The organism is Streptomyces sp. NPDC057287 (genome assembly GCF_042667905.1).
In the GTDB taxonomy this organism is placed as follows: Bacteria; Actinomycetota; Actinomycetes; order Streptomycetales; family Streptomycetaceae; genus Streptomyces.
This window is the reverse complement of record NZ_JBHUYV010000001.1, coordinates 449,505-466,716: the sequence shown is the minus strand read 5'-3', so window position 1 is coordinate 466,716 and position 17,212 is coordinate 449,505. Positions and strand designations below refer to the sequence as shown.

The 17,212-nt window shown below is 71.3% G+C and carries 15 protein-coding genes; 1 reads left to right on the top strand and 14 read right to left on the bottom strand.

Annotation, left to right across the window (positions count from 1 at the left end):
• Positions 1 to 467: 467 nt before the first annotated feature.
• The 9 genes from ACFUNE_RS02000 to ACFUNE_RS01960 all read right to left on the bottom strand — a co-directional run bounded on the left by ACFUNE_RS02000 (position 468) and on the right by ACFUNE_RS01960 (position 9,260).
• Positions 468 to 1,652: a cytochrome P450 gene (locus ACFUNE_RS02000; protein WP_383561680.1), complete on the bottom strand. Its 1,185-nt coding sequence runs from the start codon at positions 1,650 to 1,652 to the stop codon at positions 468 to 470.
• Complete coding sequence (locus tag ACFUNE_RS01995; protein ID WP_383561191.1) at positions 1,550 to 2,911, bottom strand: cytochrome P450; 1,362 nt, start codon at positions 2,909 to 2,911, stop codon at positions 1,550 to 1,552. The genes ACFUNE_RS02000 and ACFUNE_RS01995 overlap by 103 nt, the downstream gene beginning before the upstream one ends.
• Positions 2,908 to 3,507: an ATP/GTP-binding protein gene (locus ACFUNE_RS01990; RefSeq protein ID WP_383561189.1), complete on the bottom strand. Its 600-nt coding sequence runs from the start codon at positions 3,505 to 3,507 to the stop codon at positions 2,908 to 2,910. Before ACFUNE_RS01990 ends, ACFUNE_RS01995 begins: the two co-directional genes overlap by 4 nt.
• Positions 3,485 to 3,835, bottom strand: coding sequence for a DUF742 domain-containing protein (locus ACFUNE_RS01985; RefSeq protein WP_383561187.1), 351 nt, complete (start codon positions 3,833 to 3,835; stop codon positions 3,485 to 3,487). The genes ACFUNE_RS01990 and ACFUNE_RS01985 overlap by 23 nt, the downstream gene beginning before the upstream one ends.
• A complete protein-coding gene (locus ACFUNE_RS01980) occupies positions 3,832 to 4,254 on the bottom strand; it encodes a roadblock/LC7 domain-containing protein (protein ID WP_383561185.1) in 423 nt (140 codons plus the stop codon). Before ACFUNE_RS01980 ends, ACFUNE_RS01985 begins: the two co-directional genes overlap by 4 nt.
• Entirely contained in the window at positions 4,251 to 5,717 is a 1,467-nt protein-coding gene (locus ACFUNE_RS01975; RefSeq protein WP_383561183.1) for an ATP-binding protein, read from the bottom strand. The genes ACFUNE_RS01980 and ACFUNE_RS01975 overlap by 4 nt, the downstream gene beginning before the upstream one ends.
• Before the next feature lie 499 nt (positions 5,718 to 6,216).
• Positions 6,217 to 7,176 carry a cation diffusion facilitator family transporter gene (locus ACFUNE_RS01970; protein WP_383561181.1) on the bottom strand — a complete coding sequence of 320 codons (960 nt, stop codon included), beginning with the start codon at positions 7,174 to 7,176 and terminating at the stop codon, positions 6,217 to 6,219.
• A gap of 29 nt (positions 7,177 to 7,205) precedes the next feature.
• The gene (tesB, locus tag ACFUNE_RS01965) at positions 7,206 to 8,081 is read right to left on the bottom strand and encodes an acyl-CoA thioesterase II (protein WP_383561179.1); all 876 of its coding nucleotides are present in this window, start codon (positions 8,079 to 8,081) and stop codon (positions 7,206 to 7,208) included.
• Positions 8,082 to 8,102: 21 nt separating this feature from the next.
• Positions 8,103 to 9,260 carry an acyl-CoA dehydrogenase family protein gene (locus ACFUNE_RS01960; protein WP_031092198.1) on the bottom strand — a complete coding sequence of 386 codons (1,158 nt, stop codon included), beginning with the start codon at positions 9,258 to 9,260 and terminating at the stop codon, positions 8,103 to 8,105.
• Between the two features lie 277 nt (positions 9,261 to 9,537).
• Here ACFUNE_RS01960 and ACFUNE_RS01955 point away from each other — a divergent pair, with 277 nt between their 5' ends.
• Positions 9,538 to 9,975 (top strand): Asp23/Gls24 family envelope stress response protein, encoded by a 438-nt coding sequence (locus ACFUNE_RS01955; RefSeq protein ID WP_383561176.1) that lies wholly within the window; start codon positions 9,538 to 9,540, stop codon positions 9,973 to 9,975.
• A gap of 51 nt (positions 9,976 to 10,026) precedes the next feature.
• On the opposite strand, the gene ACFUNE_RS01950 is transcribed toward ACFUNE_RS01955, so the two are convergent.
• Genes ACFUNE_RS01950 through ACFUNE_RS01930 form a run of 5 tightly spaced genes read right to left on the bottom strand, consistent with a single transcriptional unit; the run spans position 10,027 to position 17,200 of the window.
• Complete coding sequence (locus ACFUNE_RS01950) at positions 10,027 to 12,354, bottom strand: glycoside hydrolase family 3 N-terminal domain-containing protein (protein ID WP_383561174.1); 2,328 nt, start codon at positions 12,352 to 12,354, stop codon at positions 10,027 to 10,029.
• A gap of 27 nt (positions 12,355 to 12,381) precedes the next feature.
• Positions 12,382 to 14,316: a cellulase family glycosylhydrolase gene (locus ACFUNE_RS01945; protein WP_383561172.1), complete on the bottom strand. Its 1,935-nt coding sequence runs from the start codon at positions 14,314 to 14,316 to the stop codon at positions 12,382 to 12,384.
• A 52-nt stretch (positions 14,317 to 14,368) separates the two neighbouring features.
• Positions 14,369 to 15,370 carry a LacI family DNA-binding transcriptional regulator gene (locus tag ACFUNE_RS01940; RefSeq protein ID WP_383561678.1) on the bottom strand — a complete coding sequence of 334 codons (1,002 nt, stop codon included), beginning with the start codon at positions 15,368 to 15,370 and terminating at the stop codon, positions 14,369 to 14,371.
• A 47-nt stretch (positions 15,371 to 15,417) separates the two neighbouring features.
• Positions 15,418 to 16,245 (bottom strand): carbohydrate ABC transporter permease, encoded by an 828-nt coding sequence (locus tag ACFUNE_RS01935; protein ID WP_383561170.1) that lies wholly within the window; start codon positions 16,243 to 16,245, stop codon positions 15,418 to 15,420.
• A 13-nt stretch (positions 16,246 to 16,258) separates the two neighbouring features.
• On the bottom strand, positions 16,259 to 17,200 hold the full coding sequence (locus ACFUNE_RS01930) for a carbohydrate ABC transporter permease (protein ID WP_383561169.1): 942 nt from the start codon (positions 17,198 to 17,200) through the stop codon (positions 16,259 to 16,261).
• Between the last annotated feature and the right edge of the window lie 12 nt (positions 17,201 to 17,212).

Here is a 17,212-nt window from a genome sequence, read left to right as displayed (position 1 = left end):
GCCTTCGCCGGTCCGGGTGGCGAGGCGCACCAGGTCCGTACGCCGCACCAGGACCGTACGGTTCGCCGGAACCACACGGTGCGTCAGGAAAAGCCTCGGCCCGTCTCTCCATGATCCCTCCTGGACACGCATGACCCGGGCAACAGGATGGCAGGGTTCCGCTACCCCGCGCAATGTTGTGGGGGGAACTCCGGCCTCGGTGCGCCGTCATCGGCCGGGTGCGCGCCGGCGACGCCCGGTGGAGCGATCGCCTCCCCGGCCTTGCGCTGCTGACAAAGTTCCGTGCACGACCGGCACAGTGCGTACCCCCTGTCCGGCCTAGGGTCTGTCGGGCAGGCCGCAGCCGGACCGGAGACGGTACGGCCGCGGCGTCGTGGCCGGCCCCGGAGGCGGGCCACAGCTCACGATGCGGCTCCGCTCCACCGGTAACGGGGGTGTGGAGCGCAGCCGCATGGAGCACCACCCGGTCAGGCCGTGGCGGGGCGGCCCAGCGTGACATCTATGCGCTGGGATCCGTTGACGATGAACGACTCGACCTGGGGGAGGTCCGCCGCCGGGGACGCCAGGGCGAGGTCCGGATACCGGGCGAACAGGGTGGTCAGGGCCACATCGGCCTCCAGCCGCGCGAGCGGGGCCCCGAGGCAGAAGTGGACGCCGTATCCGAACGCCAGGTGCTCCCTGCCGAACCGGTCGATGTCGAACCGGTCGGCGTCCGGGCCGTGCTGGGCCGGCTCCCGGCCCGCCGCGGCGTAGGACGCGAGGATCGCTTCACCCCGGGTGATGCGCTGACCGTCCGGGAGGTCGATGTCCTCGACGGCGTAGCGCAGGGGCAGGTGGGCCACGCTCGGCTCCCAGCGCAGGGTCTCCTCGATGACGTCGTTCCAGCGCTTCGCACCGCCCCCGGTGACCTGCTGGAGCTGCTCGGGGTGTTCCAGCAGGGCGCGGACCGCGTTGCCGATGAGGTTGACGGTGGTCTCGAAGCCGGCGCTGATGATGAGCAGCAGTGTGTCGGTCAGCTCGGCTTCGCTCAGACGGGTGCCGTCCTCGTCGCGGGTGGCGATCAGGACGCTGGTCAGGTCGTCCCCGGGGTTCTGCCGCTTGCTCGCGATGAGGCCGCCCAGCATCTGCTGGAGCCCCGCGAAGTTCGACGCGGCGTCCTCGATGGTCGTGTCGAAGACCCTCTCGACCAACTGGGCCATGCGCGGCCGGAGTTCCTCCGGCAGCCCGAACAGATGGCAGATGACCTGCATGGGCAGCGGGTGGGCGTACGAGCCGCGCAGGTCCACCGCGCCGTCGGGCCGGAGCGCCACGTCGTCCAGCAGCCGATCGGCGATCTCCTGGATGACCGGCCTGAGCGCCTCGATGCGGCGCGCGGTGAACGCGGGGGTGATGAGTTTGCGCAGGCGGCGGTGGTCCTGCCCCGCGGCGGTGAACATGTTGGAGACCGCCACCCAGGTGTAGACCCACATGTCCGGGGTGATCTCGCCACGCTGCCAGACGTCCCAGGCGCGGGGGTCCTTGGTCACGCGGTCGTCGGTCAGGAGCTCCTTCAGGAGCGAGTGGCTGCTGACGGCCCAGGCGTCCAGGGGGCCGGGGAGTACGACCCGGGTCGCAGGTCCGCGCTCGCGGAGGAGAACGGACTCTCCGTGGATGTCGCGGCCGGCGGGGTCGAGGACGAGGGGCTGCTCCATGGGGTGACTCCAGTTTTCTGCGGCGTGATGGGACCGAAGCGGGCCGGGAGGTGCGCCAGTGCGCGGTGGAAGGGGCCGGGGCGCCATTGCAGGCTCTCGCGGGGCACGGCGAGTTCGAGGTCCCCGAGGTGGCTGGTGAGCCTCTCGATCGCGGTGATCGCGATGAGCAGGGCGGGCTGCTTGACGGGGCAGGCGTGCGGCCCGGAGGACCAGGCGAGGTGCGCGCCGCCGTCGGTGCGCTCGCCGCCGTCGTGGCCCTCGTGGCCGTCCGGGGTGGTGTTCGCCGCGTGGTACGAGATGAGCACGAGGCTGTCGGCGGGGATCCAGGTGCTGCCGATCTGCATGTTGCGGCGCGGGTAGTGCGCGCTGTAGTTCGCCATCGGCGGCTCGTGGCGCAGCACGTCGTTGATGGCGTCGCGGGCGGTGCGGGCGCCGTTGGAGAGGCTGCTGTAGTAGTCCGGATTGGACAGCATGCGCGACAGGGCGTTCGAGATCAGGTTCGTGGTCGGTTCCTGCCCCGCGGCCATCGTGAGAATCACCTGGTGGGCGAGTTCCTCCGGTGCCAGACCGGCGGGGTGGTCCATGAACCAGCTCGTCAGATCCTCGCCGCGCTCCTGCACCTTGAGCGCGATGAGTTCGTCCATGTACCGGCCGAAGTCCTCGTTCGCCTTGATGGCGTGCTCGGGTTCGGACTCGAACAGGCCGCCCATGGCGGCCACCAGGCGGGGTCCGTCCTCGGGCGGCATGCCGAACATCGCGTTGAACAGCACCAGCGGCAGCGGCCGGGCGTACTGGCCGACCAGGTCGACCTCACCCGTGTCCGCGAAGTCCTTGATCAGACCGTCCGCGATCTCCGCGACCTGTCCGCGCAGGTCGTGCGGCTCGATCCGGCTGAAGCTGTCGGTGATGACCGACCGGTAACGGCGGTGCGCGGCGCCGTCGTTGAACAAGGCGTTGGGCCGCCACCCCATCATCGGCTTCACCGGCGAGTCGGCCGGGAGCCCGCTCTCCCAGGCCCGCGGGTCCTTCGACCAGACGACGGGGTCGTTGAGTACGGCGAGAGCGGCGTCGCGGTCGGTCACCAGATAGCCGCTGACGCCCGGCGACACCTCGACGGGGGCGACCGGCCCGAACGCGCGCAGGCGGGCGTAGACGCGACCGGGATCCGCGGCGAAGTCGGGGCCGTGCAGGGGGACTGCCAGGGGCAGATAGGCGCTCATGAGGCTTCCAGGACGGGGTGGGCGGTGAGCAGGTGGGTCACCAGCGCGATCAGTACGTCCACGGCCGACGTCGTCTCGCGGGCGTCGCAGACCACCAGCGGGGTGTGCGGCTCCAGGTCCAGGTGGTCGCGGAGCACCTCGGGAGGGTGGTCGGGCGAGTCGGGGAAGGTGTTGACGGCCACGGCGTAGGACAGGCCCTGCTGCTCGATCATGTCGATGACGTCGAACGAGTCGTCGAGACGGCGGGTGTCCACCAGGACCACCGCGCCCAGGGCTCCGCGTGCGATGTCCTCCCAGAGCGGCTTGAACCTCTTCTGGCCCGGGGTGCCGAACAGGTAGAGGACCAGATCACCGGGCAGTGTCCTGCGGCCGAAGTCGATGGCGACCGTGGTGGTGGCCTTGTCCCGCACACCGGCGAGATCGTCGACCGTGGCACCGGCCTGGGTCATGACCTCCTCGGTGTGCAGCGGGGCGGTCTCGGAGAGCGTGTTGATCAGCGTCGTCTTCCCGACGCCGAAGGGCCCGGTCACCACGATCTTCACCAGCGTCTGCTCGTCGCTGTCGAGGAAGGTGTTATCGGATACTGCGGAGTCCATCGAGCACCTTCTCTAGCAGCTGGGGATCGTGCGCCTTCGCTTCGGGAATGGGGGCGCGGGCGTGCAGGTGCGAGCTGTCGACGAGGTCCGCGACGAGGACGCGGACCAGGCTCACCGGCAGTACCAGGCGGGCGGCGACCTCGACGAGCGCCAGCGGGCCGCCCTGGAGGAGTTCGACCAGCCGGCGCTGCGCGTGCGTCAGGTCGTCCAGGGCGGTGACGCCGGTGGACGACAGCAGGGTCAGGCGGTCCAGCGTGTTGCGCGTCGGCTGGACGCGGTCGGTGGCCAGGAACGACGGCACGAGCCGCCGGCGGGGTGCCGGCGTCATCCCCGGGCCCGAGCAGGCGAGTTCATCACCTTGTCACCGAGCTTCGAGACCTGCACCTGCATGGCGTGGGCGATGACGCCCATGTCCACGGTCGGCTGTGCGAAGACCGCCATGACCGTGTTGTCGCCCGCGGGGATCAGGAAGGCGAACCCGTAGTTCGTGCTGACCACCACCTGGTGCAGTACGGGGCTCTCCTCCTGCCCCGCCAGCTTCCTGACCAGCTCCTTGCAGGCGCCCTGGACGGCCGACGCCATGGCGGAGGCGCCCTCCCCGGCCTCCCGGGTGAGGGCCTGGGTGGCGCCCTGGATCATCCCGTCGCCGGAGAGGACCAGAGCGTGCAGGACCCCGGGCACCTCCAGGAGCGGCGTGAGCACCCAGGACATGTCCCTGAGAAGGGGGCGCTTGGGAACGACGGTCATGACTGCGTGCCTTCTTCCTGGTCGGTGTGCGCGTCCTCGAATCCGCGCATGGTGCCGGTCTGCCAGGCGCCCCACGTCTCGGCCGCCTGGTCCGGGCTGATCGCATGCGCCGGGTCCGGGCCCTGCCGATCGGCCCGGTCCGTGTCCGCGGTGGCCCGCTGGCGTCGCCGCCGCGGCAGCTCGACGGCGCCGCCGGGCCCGGCGGCCGGAGCCGGCGCGGGGCTCTCCTGCCTGGGCGGCTCCGGCTTGCGCAGGGCGGGGGACATGGCGGACATGGGCTGGGCCACCTCATCCATCAGCATCAGCAGGTGATCGGGGATGAACGCCACGGCCCGCACGCCGCCGTACGACGAGGGCTTGTCCACCGTGACCGTGAAACCGAACTGCTGCACCAGACGGCCGATCGTGGCGAACCCCGCGCGCGGCGGATCTCCCAGATGGGTCAGCAGGACGCCCTGCTGACTGGAGAGCATGCGTGCGGCGAACTCACGCTCCTCGTCCGTCATGCCCACGCCGGGGTCGTCGATCACGACGCACGCCCCTGCCTGCACCTGGTGCAGGCTGACGTCGACGGGCCGCGTGCCCTGAGGGGTGTGGTGCACCGCGTTGGCGAGCAGCTCGGCGACGATCACGGCGAGCGGCTCCACCGCTCTGGCCACCACCCCGACCGGGTCGGAGAGCTGGCTGGTGATCTGGACGCGCTGGTAGCCCGCGATGCGGGACTGGGCTCCGGCAACGATGTCACCCAGGTGGGAGTCGCTCCGTGTCAGCCCCGGCCAGGCCCCGCAGAGCACGCCGGTCGCCTGGATCTGCCGGAGGTTCTCCTCGTTCGTGCGGTCCATCGAGACCAGGCGTTTGGCGATCTCCGGGTCGTCGAAGGCGAACTGCGCCTCCTCGATCATCTCCTGGAGGCGGTAGGACTTGGCCTGGATGTCGGCGGTGGTGTCCCGCAGCACGGCCTGGGCGCCGGCGTCGACCCGCTGCTCGGTGTCGACGACGACCTGGGCGACCTGGTTCAGGGCGCGTTCCAGGAGGGTCCCGACCTCGGTGTGGGCGAGCGCCGGGTCCTGCGTTCCGGGGACGGGGACATGACGGTGCCTCAGGTGCGTGACGAGGGCCGGCAGCCGGGTGTCGACGAAGTACGCCAGCTCCCCGGCTGTCCGGCCGCCCTGCTGCTCGGCGCCGAGCCTGGCGCGCTCGGCCTCCTGCACCTCGGTGAGGAGGGCGGATTCCATGGACCGGTAGCGGGCCTCCGCGGCCTGGGCCGCAGCATGTGCGCCGGTCCGCGCGTCGGCCTCCAGGGCCTGGTACCTGCCGGCGGCGGCCCGTGCTTCGGCGCGAACCTCCGCACGCAGTGCCGCGTTCGACCGGCGTGTGCGGAGGTGGAGGAGTGCCAGGGCGAGCGCGACGGCCGTCATGGCCAGCGCCAGTACCCAGGGACCGGCCTCCGATATGTCCGTCATCAAAAGGTCCTCGGTGGTGGGGGGATGCGCCTGCCCGCGTGCGGCCAGGGCTGGTTGAGGCGACCTCAGCAAGGACATCGGTTCATGACCGCAGATGCAATGAATCTACTGATCATGGCTGGAATTCGAGCCTCCGGATGATGTGAATCCGTACATGAGGTACGTCAAAGATCGACATGCAAGATAAAAAGGCAAATAACTGAATGCGGGGGTGCCGACTGTTCGGGATCGGCTGAAAGATGGCCCTTTGGGGGGCTGTGGCCCCAGGGCTGCCGCGGTGCGTGGCCACAGGTACGGCTGGGCGGCCAACAGGCCTCGGGCCGGGCGGGCTTCGGCGTGGCAGTGCGTGAGGTCGATCACCGGCATGAGGGCGTCAGGTGGGCCTGAACGCTGTCGCGGTGTAGCCCGTTCTGCCACCGAATGCCCTGCCGCACACGGCCCTGGCCAGATCCGGCCGGTAGCGGACAGTGGCCCCGGAGCCGGCTGCCCGCGCCCCGCCTCAGTCGCCGGAGCGCGCCGCGGCCCGCTGCGCGCGCCCCGGTGTCGGGTCCAGGTACACGCGCCGGATCGACGGATAACGCTCCCGCAGCTGCTCCTCCGCCTCCTCGCACGCCCACTCGATCTGCGCGGCAGTCGAGGCGTCCCGGAAGTCGACCTTCGCGGCGACCAGCATCTCCGAAGGCCCCTGGATCAGCGTGGTCAGCTCCAGCACCTCGACGATGTGCGGCACGGACAGCAGCTCCTCGCGCACCCCGGTCCGCATCTCCGCCGGCAGCGGCCTGCCGATCAGCAGCTGGGCGTTGGACCGGCAGAGCACCCACGCCACGTACACCAGCAGTACGCCGATGAGGACCGAGGCGATGCCGTCCCAGACCCCGGAGCCGGAGAGCTGCCCGCCGAGCAGGCCTCCGGCCGCCAGCAGCAGCCCGGCCAGGGCGGCCGAGTCCTCCATCACCACGGCCTTGACCGCGGTGTCGGGGGTCCGGCGCAGATATCGCTGCGCGGGCACCCGGAGCCGTGCGGCCTCACCGCGCACCTGCCGGATCCCCGTACGCAGCGAGAAGCCCTCCAGCAGGAAGGCGACCGCGAGCACGAGGTACGAGACGAGCGGATCGCCCAGCTCCTCACCCCGCATCAGGGTGTGGATGCCGTCGTACAGGGAGAACACCGCGCCGCCGACGAACGTGGCGACGGCCGCGAGCATCGCCCAGATGTACCGCTCGGGGCCGTAGCCCAGCGGATGGTCCTCGTCGGCGGGCTTCTCGCTCCGCTTGAGCGCGGTGAGGAGCATGACCTCGGTGACGGTGTCGGCGACCGAGTGCGCGGCCTCGGAGAGCATCGCGCTCGAACCGCTGATCAGTCCCGCCACCAGCTTCGCCACGGCGATGCCGAGATTGGCGGCCGCCGCGACGACGACGGTGAACGTGGACTCGCTGTCGCCGGACCGGTCGTCACTCATGCTGCGCAGTATGTCCGAATGTGCGGACTTCAGTCCCTCGGGACGCGGACCAGGCCCTCCTGGATGACCGTGATGGCCAGCTTGCCGTCGGCCGTCCAGATCCTGGCCTGGCCGAGGCCGCGCCCGCCGGACGCGGAGGGCGACTCCTGGTCGTACAGCAGCCACTCGTCCGCCCGGAAGGGGCGGTGGAACCACATCGCGTGGTCCAGGCTGGCGCCCACCACGTCGCCGACCGACCAGCCGCCGCGCCCGTGGGCGAGCAGCACCGAGTCGAGCAGCGTCATGTCGGAGACGTACGTCGCCATGCAGACGTGCAGCAGCGGGTCGTCGGCCAGCTTGCCGTGCGTCCTGAACCAGACCTGGGAGCGCGGCTCGCGCGGTTCACCCGCGGTGGCGAACGGCGGGGCGTCCACGTAGCGCAGGTCGACCGCGGCCCGGGCCTCCAGCAGCCGGTCGACCATGCGCGGGTCCGTGAAGCGGTCCGCGTACCGGGGCAGCATCTGCGCCGCCGTCGGCAGGGTCTCCGGGTCCGGCGCGGAGGGCATGACCGCCTGGTGGTCCATGCCTTCCTCGTGCACCTGGAACGACGCCGAGAGGTGGAAGATCGGCTTGCCGTGCTGGACGGCGACGACCCGGCGGGTGGTGAAGGACCGCCCGTCGCGGATCCGGTCCACGCTGTAGACGATCGGCGCGCCCGGGTCCCCGGGGCGCAGGAAGTACGCGTGCAGGGAGTGGGCACCCCGGTCGTCGGGGACCGTGCGCCCGGCGGCGACCAGGGCCTGTGCCGCGACCTGGCCGCCGAAGACGCGGGGCACGACCGCCGAACGGCTCATGCCCCGGAAGATGTCCTGCTCGATCCGCTCGAGGTCGAGCAGATCGAGCAGGGAGTCAAGTGCTTCGCTCATGGAGGAGAAACGTAGCCGTTCTCAGAGACCCATGGACTTGGCGATGATCGACTTCATGACCTCGCTGGTGCCGCCGTAGATGCGGTTGACCCGGTTGTCCGTGTAGAGACGGGCGATCGGGTACTCGTTCATGAAGCCGTAGCCGCCGTGCAGCTGGAGGCAGCGGTCGATCACGCGGTGCGCGACCTCGGTGCAGAACAGCTTCGCGGAGGCGGCCTCGGCGGGGGTGAGCTCGCCGGCGTCCAGGGCCTCGATGGCGCGGTCGCAGACGGCCTCGGCCGCGTCGACCTCGGCCTTGCAGGCGGCCAGCTCGAACTTGGTGTTCTGGAACGAGGCGACGGTCTTGCCGAAGACCGTGCGGTCCTGCGTGTACTGCTGGGCGAACCGCACGGCGGCGGCTGCCTGCGCGTACGCGCCGACGGCGATGCCCAGACGCTCCTGCGGGAGGTTCTGGCCGAGGTAGGAGAAGCCCTTGTTCTCCTCGCCCAGCAGGTCGTCGACGGGCACCTTGACGTCCACGAAGGCCAGCTCGGCGGTGTCGGAGACCTTCAGGCCCAGCTTGTCGAGCTTGCGGCCGACCGAGTAGCCCTCGGACTTGGTGTCGACCACCAGGAGCGAGATGCCGTGACGGCGGTCGTCGGCCTTGGGGGCGTCCGTGCGGGCGCAGACGATGACCTTGTCCGCGTGCACACCACCGGTGATGAAGGTCTTGGCGCCGTTGAGGACGTAGTGCGTGCCGTCCTCGGAGAGCTTGGCGGTGGTCTTCATGCCGGCCAGGTCCGAACCGGTGCCCGGCTCGGTCATGGCTATCGCGTACATGGACTTGCCGGAGACGAAGTCCGGGAGCCAGCGCTTCTTCTGCTCCTCGGTGGCGTACGCCTTGAGGTACGGCAGGCAGAGCAGGACGTGCACGCCGGAGCCGCCGAAGGAGATGCCCGCGCGGGCGGTCTCCTCGTACAGGACGGCCTCGAACTTGAAGGACTCCTCGCCCGCGCCGCCGTACTCCTCGGGCACCTCGATGCCGAAGATGCCCAGCTCGGCGAGCTTGTAGTAGAAGTCGCGGGGCGCCTGGCCCGCCGCGAACCACTCGTCGTAGACGGGTACGACCTCGGCCTCGATGAAGGCGCGGATGGTCTCCCGGAACGCCTCGTGGTCCTCGTTGTAAACCGTACGGCGCACGGGATGCCTCCTGATGTCAGCTTCAGCTTCGGTCGCAGTGGCTAAGCGCTTGCTCAGTCCTGGTCAAAAGTTACCCGGCGGTCACGGTGGCTGTCCAGGGTGATGCTGCGCACGCCCGGCTCCCGGGCGGACATCACCGGCGGCCGGTCGCGGAGCGTGGCCGGGGCGAGCGCTGCGTATGCCTCGATGGCGGGGGACGGCGGTCAGGCGCACAGTGAAGTGAGGAGCCGGCGAGGAAGCGAGCAGCCTCGCCGCATCAACTCTCTGTGAGGCAGTCATGGCTGAATTCGAGACCTCGGGCGGAAGTTCGGGTGAGAAGACGCGTGGCAGGACCACCATCGCCGACGGAGTGGTGGCCACCATCGCCGGAATCGCCATCCGGGAGACCGAGGGCGTGCACTCGGTGGGCCGGGGAGCGTCCAAGGCGATGGGCGCGGTGGCGGGACGCGTGGGCGGGTCCTCCGGCGGCGGACGTGGTGTGAAGGTGGAGGTGGGGGAGAAGCAGACGGCGGTCGACGTCGACATCGAGGTCGAGTACGGCATCCCGATCCATGAACTCGCCGACAAGGTCAGGACCCATGTGACCGACGCGGTGGAGACGATGACGGGTCTGGAGGTCGTCGAGATCAACATCAACGTCTTCGACGTCCACATCCCGGGCGACGACGACGATGACGACGAGGACGACGGCAGGTCCTCCGCACGCGTGCAGTGAGCGGTCCGGCCGTCCCGGGGTCGCCGCCCGGGGCCCGGCCGGCCGGGGATCTCACCGGGCCGGTGCCGTCACCACCAGCCGGGCGGCGTCGGTGCGGTGCGAGGAGGGCCCCGTCTCGATCGCGAACTCGCCCGGTTCCACGGCCCACGCGTGGGCGTGCGTGAACGAGGCCAGGGTCGCCGCGCCGATGAGGAAGGCGACCTCGGCGCTCTCGCCGGGCGCCAGGTCGACCTGGAGGAAACCGCGCAGCTCGCGCACGCGGGGCCACGAGGTCCCGCCGGACACCCGGCGCACGTAGAGCTGCACCGTCTCCCGCACCGGCCGGCCGCCGGTGTTGGCGACGGCGACCACGCAGCTGAGCGGGGGCACTCCGCCCTCCGCCGGCCCGTCCAGTCCGTCCGCCGCCACGGACGCCCGGGACAGCCGGGGCGTGCCGTACTCGACCGTCGTACAGGCGAGCCCGTGGCCGAACGAAAACCGCGCCGTGGCCCGCTGATCGACGTACCCCCGGTAGCCGTGGTCCTTTCCGTTGTAGAACACGGGCAGCTGGGCCGCCGAGCGGGGCACGGAGACGGGCAGCCGCCCCTGCGGCTGTGCCGCTCCGAACAGCACGTCCGCGACCGCTCTTCCGCCCCACGGCCCGGGATACCAGGCGCTCAGCACCGCCGCCGCCCGGCCGGTGAGGTCGTCCAGGGCGTGCGGCCGGCCCTGGACCAGCACCACGACCACCGGGGTCCCGGTCGCGGCGACGGCGTCCAGGAGCGCCGACTGGCCTTCGGGCAGTCCCAGTTCCGCCAGGTCGACGCCCTCGCCGCAGGTCATCTCCACCGGGTTGCCCGCGGCCACGACAGCCGCCCCGTTGGCGTCGAAACGCGTGTCCGGCTCGCGCGCGCTCGATCCCCCGAGCACCAGCACCGCCACATCCGCCGCGGAGGCGAGCGCCACCGCCTCCGGCAGGCCCGACAGGTCTCCGCCCACCAGCCCGCATCCCCGGGCGTACGTGACGCCGGTGCCCCCGGGAGCCGCCGCCCGGATCCCGGCGAGCACGCCTGCGCCCGTACCCGGCCGCTGCGGCGCCGTGTAGTCGCCGATCTGCTGCGGAACGGAATCGGCGTTCGGCCCGAGGACCGCGACGGTCCCGATCCGGCGGCCGCCGATCGGCAGCGTCACCCCGTCGTGCGCGAGAAGGGTGACGGATTCGCGGGCGATGCGCTCGCTCAAAACCTCCAGGCGCCCGGGGACCGGGGGCCGCGCGGTGGTGTACGGGCTCTCGAAGAGGCCGAGGCGGAACTTCAGCGCCAGGACGCGCCCCACCGCCGTGTCGAGCGCGGACTCGTCGACCAGGCCCCGCCGGACCGCCTCAGCCAGCCGTGGGTAGCAGTCGTCCCACAGGCTCAGATCGGTCCCGGCCCGCAGCGCCATGGCCCCGGCCGCCACCGGATCGCCCGCCATCCGCACCAGCCGGTCGATCGCGAGCCCGTCGGCCATCACCAGCCCGCCGAAGCCCCACCGCTCCCGGAGCACCTCCGTCAGCAGATGACGGTTCGCCGCGCACGGGACGCCGTCGAACTCGTTGTAGGCGGCCATGACGCCCGCGGCTCCGGCCCGTACGCCCGCCAGCGCCGCCACCAGATGGATCTCGTGCAGCTCCCTCACGCCCAGCTCGGTGGCCGCGCTGTTACGGCCGCCGACCGTGGCCCCCTGTCCGGCGAAGTGCTTGAGGACGACGGCCGCGCGGTCCGGCCCGATGCGCTCCCCGGCCGGCCCCTGCACCCCACGCACCAGCGCCTCGGTGAACCGGGCAGCCAGATAGGGGTCCTCCCCGAAGCACTCCTCCGCGCGGCCCCAGCGCGGATCGCGCACCAGGTCGAGCGCGGAGACCAGCGCCACATGGCCGCCGCGGGAACGGAGCTGCGAGGCCGCGAGCGCCGCCGCCTCCTCGTACAGCTCCGGATTCCAGGTGGCGCCGACCGCCAGGTTCACCGGCAGCACGGTCCCGTCCAGGGCCTGCATGCCGTGCGGCATCTCCTCGACCAGCAGGACGGGGATGCCGAGCCGGGTGTTCTCGACGACGTGCCGCTGAACGGCGTCGGAGACCCGTGCCCCGTCCGCCGCACCGATCCCGGTCTCCGCCGTCACACCCGACCAGGGGTCGGCGCGCTGGAGCCCGTACAGCGCGCCCATCCCGTCCCAGGCGGCCACCTCCGCACGGAACGCGTCCGTCAGCCGGTGCCCGGACGGGGTGCGCTCGTACGCGTCCCACCCGTACATCCGCTGGTTGACCTGGCCCACCTTCTCGGTGAGCGTCATCCGCGACAGCAGGTCGCGCACCCGGTCGGCGACGGGCACAACGGGGTCGCGGAACAACGGCTCGGACATCGGGTGGCTCCTCAGGGGTCGGGGCGGTCAGCGCAGTTCGAGCACGCGCACCCCGTACGGGGCGAGGATCACGTCCCGCACCGGGTCGCCGCCGGTCAGCTCGCGCAGTACCCCGTCCGCCGACGGGCGCACCGTCAGCTCCTCGGCGGACTGGCTCACCAGCCACACGAAACGCGTGCCGTCCTCCCGGACCAGCGTGTCGGCGCTCACGTACGGCGTCCCGACCGTGACCGGCCGTGCGGCACCGGCGAGTTCGGCGAGCGCCGCGTACAGCCGGTGGGTCTGCTCCGGGTTGGCACGGGCCGTGCGGGCGGCCATGTGCTCCAGCGGATAGGTGGCCAGCACGGTGCGGCCCGCGCCCGTCTCGTACCGCAGGAGCGCGGGGCGGCCGTGCGCGTCGGTGGCCACGACCCGCGCGCCGTCAGGGACGACCGGCAGATAGGCGCGGCTGTCCTCGTTGCCCGCGACCGGGAAGGTCAGGACCTCGCCCGCCGCTATCGAGCCGAAGTCCTCGGTGAACGTCATCTCCAGGACGTCGTCCTCGATCGGCTCGGCGACCCCGTAGGACAGCTGGAGCTCGACCCCGAACAGTCCGTCGAGGTCGTGGAACCACGGGCCGCGCGTCGTCGGGTACTCGCCCGAGCAGAACGACAGGTAGACCGTGGCCCCCTCCTTCGCCCGGCGCTCCAGCGCGCGGCGGGTGCGGGTGGTCAGCTGCCGGGTCGAGGGCAGCAGGTACAGCGAGGCGTCGTCCGGCAGCCCGTCCGCCTCCCGGGCGAACGCGACCGGCAGATCGGCGCCCCGCGCCGCCACGTACCCCTGGTGCAGCGAGGTGAAGATCAGCGGGCGGTCGGCGGGCCGGCTGTACGGGTAGCCGCGCTCCAGGAAGGCGGGGACGACGAGGGCCGCGTCCGCGTCGGTGCGGTGGCAGCGCGGGAAGTCGACCTGGTCCAGGACCTTCGCGAAGGCCGCCAGTTCGCGCAGCGGCTCCTTCGGCCGTCCGGAGCTGTCGGTGATCCCGAAGTGCATCTCGAAGGGGTGGTGGTCGTACGGCGACTGCTCCCACAGGTCGTCGTAGTCCGTGTTGTTCCACGCCATCCAGCCGGTGGCACCGCCCAGCAGCGAGTTGTGCAGGGTCTGCCGGTAGAAGATCCCGGCGTTCGCGGCCGAGACCGTGTCCGTCGAGAGCCCGAACTCCTCCAGGACGACCGGCTGGCCGGTGACCGCGGCGAGCTCGCACTCGAACGCGGCCCGGTAGTGCTGGCGCGGCCGGTCCGTGTCCGAGCGGTAGACGTGCGGCCCGACGAAGTCGACGTACTCGGCGGTCTCCCGCAGGGAGAAGCCGTTGTCGCGGCCGGTCACCTCGATGCCCCACGCGCCGTCGCCGAGCGACACCGGCTGGGTGCCGCCCGCCGCGCGCACGGCGTCGCACATGAACTGCGCCCAGGCGGTGACCACGTCGCTGGACGGGGGGTCGACCTGGTAGATCCGGCCGTACCCGGGCATCTCGTTGGTGATCAGCCAGCCGGTGACCGCCGGGTGGTCCTTGAAACGGCGGGTCATCTGCGAGACGAACCACGCCTGCCGGCCGACGAGCCACACGTCCTCGTACAGGTCCCGGTCACCGCGCCAGGCCGGGTCCCAGTTCTCGCCCGACATGTGGCCGACGATGAAGGTGGGGACCGTGCCCATGCCCTGCTCGTGGTGGGCGTCCAGGAAGTCGCGGAAGCGGTCGCAGAGTTCCTCGTCGATGCGCCCGGGCTCGGGGTGGAAGTCGGGCCAGTAGAAGAAGGACCGGGTCATGTTCAGGCCGTGCTCCCTGAGCACGGCCAGCTCCTCGCGCACCGTCTCCGGCTCGTAGTTCCGCCACATCAGCGGACCGCCGGTGCGTGACCAGAAGTTGGCGCCGAGCCACGGGAGGACGGCGGAGTCGTGGGTGAGCTGGGCGCTGTGGCGTCGCATGGTGTTTCCGGGTCCTCTTCGATGTGCGGGTGGTGCCGGGTGGTGCGGCGGTTCAGGTCGGGGGTGCCAGCGGGCCGGTCGACTCGCGTACGACCAGACGTGGGCGGCCGTCGAGCACGGGCGGAGGCACGTCCTCCCCGCACCCGGCGAGCAGGGTGCGGGCGGCGGCGGCACCGACGCGCTGCACCTGCTGGTCGACGGTGGTGAGCCGGGGGTGGACCCAGCGGCCGAGCGAGAGGTTGTCGTAGCCGACGACGGACAGGTCGTCGGGCACCCGGAGCCCCGCGCGCTGCGCCGTGCCGATGCCGCAGACGGCCATGGAGTCGTTGGGGAACACCAGGGCCGTCGGCCGGCCGGGCAGCGCGAGCAGCTCCTCGGTGACCTCCACGGCGGCCCGCTCGGTGAAGTCGCTGTGCCGTACGGCCACGGGGCTCAGCCCTGCCTCGGCCAGCGCCTCCTCGAACGCGCTCAGGCGCAACCGGGTGTGCAGGAGTTCGGCCGGGCCCGCGATGTAGGCGACGCGCCGGTGCCCGAGCTCCAGCAGGTGGGCGACCGCCTCCTTTATGCCCGCGCCCTGCTGCCCGAGCCCTACCCGGGGCACGGGTGATCCGGGGTCCGGGGCGCCCAGCAGGACGGCGGGCAGCCCGAGGCCCCGGAGCAGCTCCGGGCGCGGGTCGTCGGCGCGGGCGTCCGTCAGCACGGCGCCGTCGATACGGCCCTCCGCTACGAGACGCTCGTACAGCGCGTTCTCCTGCGCCATGTCGGCGACCAGGTGGAGCAGCAGACCGTAGCCGCGCGGGGCGAGTTCGCCCTCCAGACCGGTGATCAGCTCGCTGAAGTGCGGGTCGGAGCCGAGCACGTCGGTGGGCCGCCGGACGACGAGCGCGATCGTGCGGGTACGGGCCCGGCGCAGTGCCGTCGCCGAGGCGCTGGGGGACCAGCCCAGCTCGGTGGCCGCGTCCATGACCCGGCGGCGGGTGGCCTCCGAGATCCGGCCGGTGCCGTTGACGGCCTGGGAGACCGCCGCGGTCGAGACCCCGGCCGCGGCCGCCACGGCCTTGATCGTGGGGCGTACGACGGCACGTGCTTCCTGGGACTGGTTCACATCTTCACCGCTCCGCTGACGAGGGCCTGCTGCATCCGCTTCTGGAGCACGGTGTAGACCACCCAGACCGGGACGAGAGTCAGCACCGTGCCCGCCGTAAGGATGCCGTAGTCCGTGCCCGTCAGGGACTTCAGCGTGGGCAGGGCGACCTGCACCGTCCGGAGATCGGGGTCGGGGCCGATGATGACGAGCGAGTAGAGGTACTCGTTCCAGAAGGTCAGGAAGTTCAGCAGCAGGATCGTCGCGATCCCCGGCATGCACATCGGTGTGTACACGTGCCGCAGGACGGCGAAGGTGGACGCGCCGTCCATGCGCGCCGCCTCCTCCATCTCGCGCGGGATGGTCCGCATGAACTGCACCAGGATGACGACGGAGAGCGGCATCGCCGTGGCGGGCAGGAACAGCACCATGAACGCGCGGGTGTGGAACAGCCCGGTCGCGGCCGCCAGCAGGAACGTCGGGAAGAGCGCGGCGAACGTGGGCACCAGGAAGCCCAGCGAGAACACCCGCTCCACCAGGGCTCCGAGCCGCCCCTCGGTGCGGGCGATGGCGAAGGCGGCCGGTATCGCCAGCGCCAGGGTCAGGACCAGCGCCAGCACGGTGACGAGCAGCGAGTTGACGACGGCCGGACCGAGGTGGGCCGAGGTGAACGACTCGGTGAAGTTGGTGGTGGAGAGCGACGTGGGCAGGGAGAAGGGGCTCCCGAAGATCTGGTCGTTCGTCTTGAACGCCGAGACCAGCAGGTAGTAGAGGGGGACGACCAGCAGCACCATGTACAGCCAGGCGAAGATGTGCGCCGGCAGCCAGGACCTTCCGAACTTCATGGGACCGCTCCGATCAGTAGTTCTGGCGGAAGACGCGACGGATGGTCAGCAGCCCGGCCAGACCGACCAGGAAGAGGACGACACCGACGGTCTGGCTGTAGCCGAGGTCGGCCGCGATGAACGCCTTCTGGTACACGAGGAAGGACAACGTCGTCGACGAGCTTCCCGGTCCGCCCTGCGTGAGCAGCAGGACGTTCTGCGCGGAGCCGAACAGCGTCCAGAGGAACTGCAGCATCGTCACGACGCCCACGAAGTCGCGGATGACGGGGAAGTGGATGCGCCACATGGCCCGCCAGTGCCCGGCGCCGTCGAGCTGAGCGGCCTCGCCGATCTCGTCCGGCACGCTGCCGAGGCGGGCCGCGAAGAGCACGGCGGTGAACCCGACGCCGCTCCACACGTCGAGGAGGATGAGGGAGGCGAGCGCGGTGGAGGGCGAGGCGAGCCAGGCGTCGGTCATCGAGCCGAGCCCCACCTTGTCCAGCGCCCCGTTGAGCAGGCCGTCCGGGGAGAGGACCGCGTAGAACACCATCGCCTTGGCGGGGGTGGAGATCAGCCCGGGGATGAAGAGCAGGTACCTCAGGACGCGGTGGCCCGGCGGCTTCTGCGCCACGTAGTACCCGAGCATGTACGCCCCGACGATCATCAGGGGCACGGCCACGGCGAGCTGTACGGCGGTGTTGCGCACCGCGTCCCAGAAGACCGGGTCGTCCAGGACCGCGCTGATGTTGCCGGTGCCGGCGAAGGAGACCGGCTGGAGCATGCCGGGCCAGTGCAGGGCGGCGATCACGAAGATGGCGACCAGCGGGCCGACCATGAAGACCAGGTACCAGACCAGCGCGGGTACGGCCAGGACGACCCCGCCCTGGGTGCGGCGCTTCGTGGTGGGGGTGGACGGAGGGGGAGTGACCGGCCCGCGGACCGAGGCGCCGCCCGGGGCGGACGAGAGCATCGTCATGGAGGACTCGCA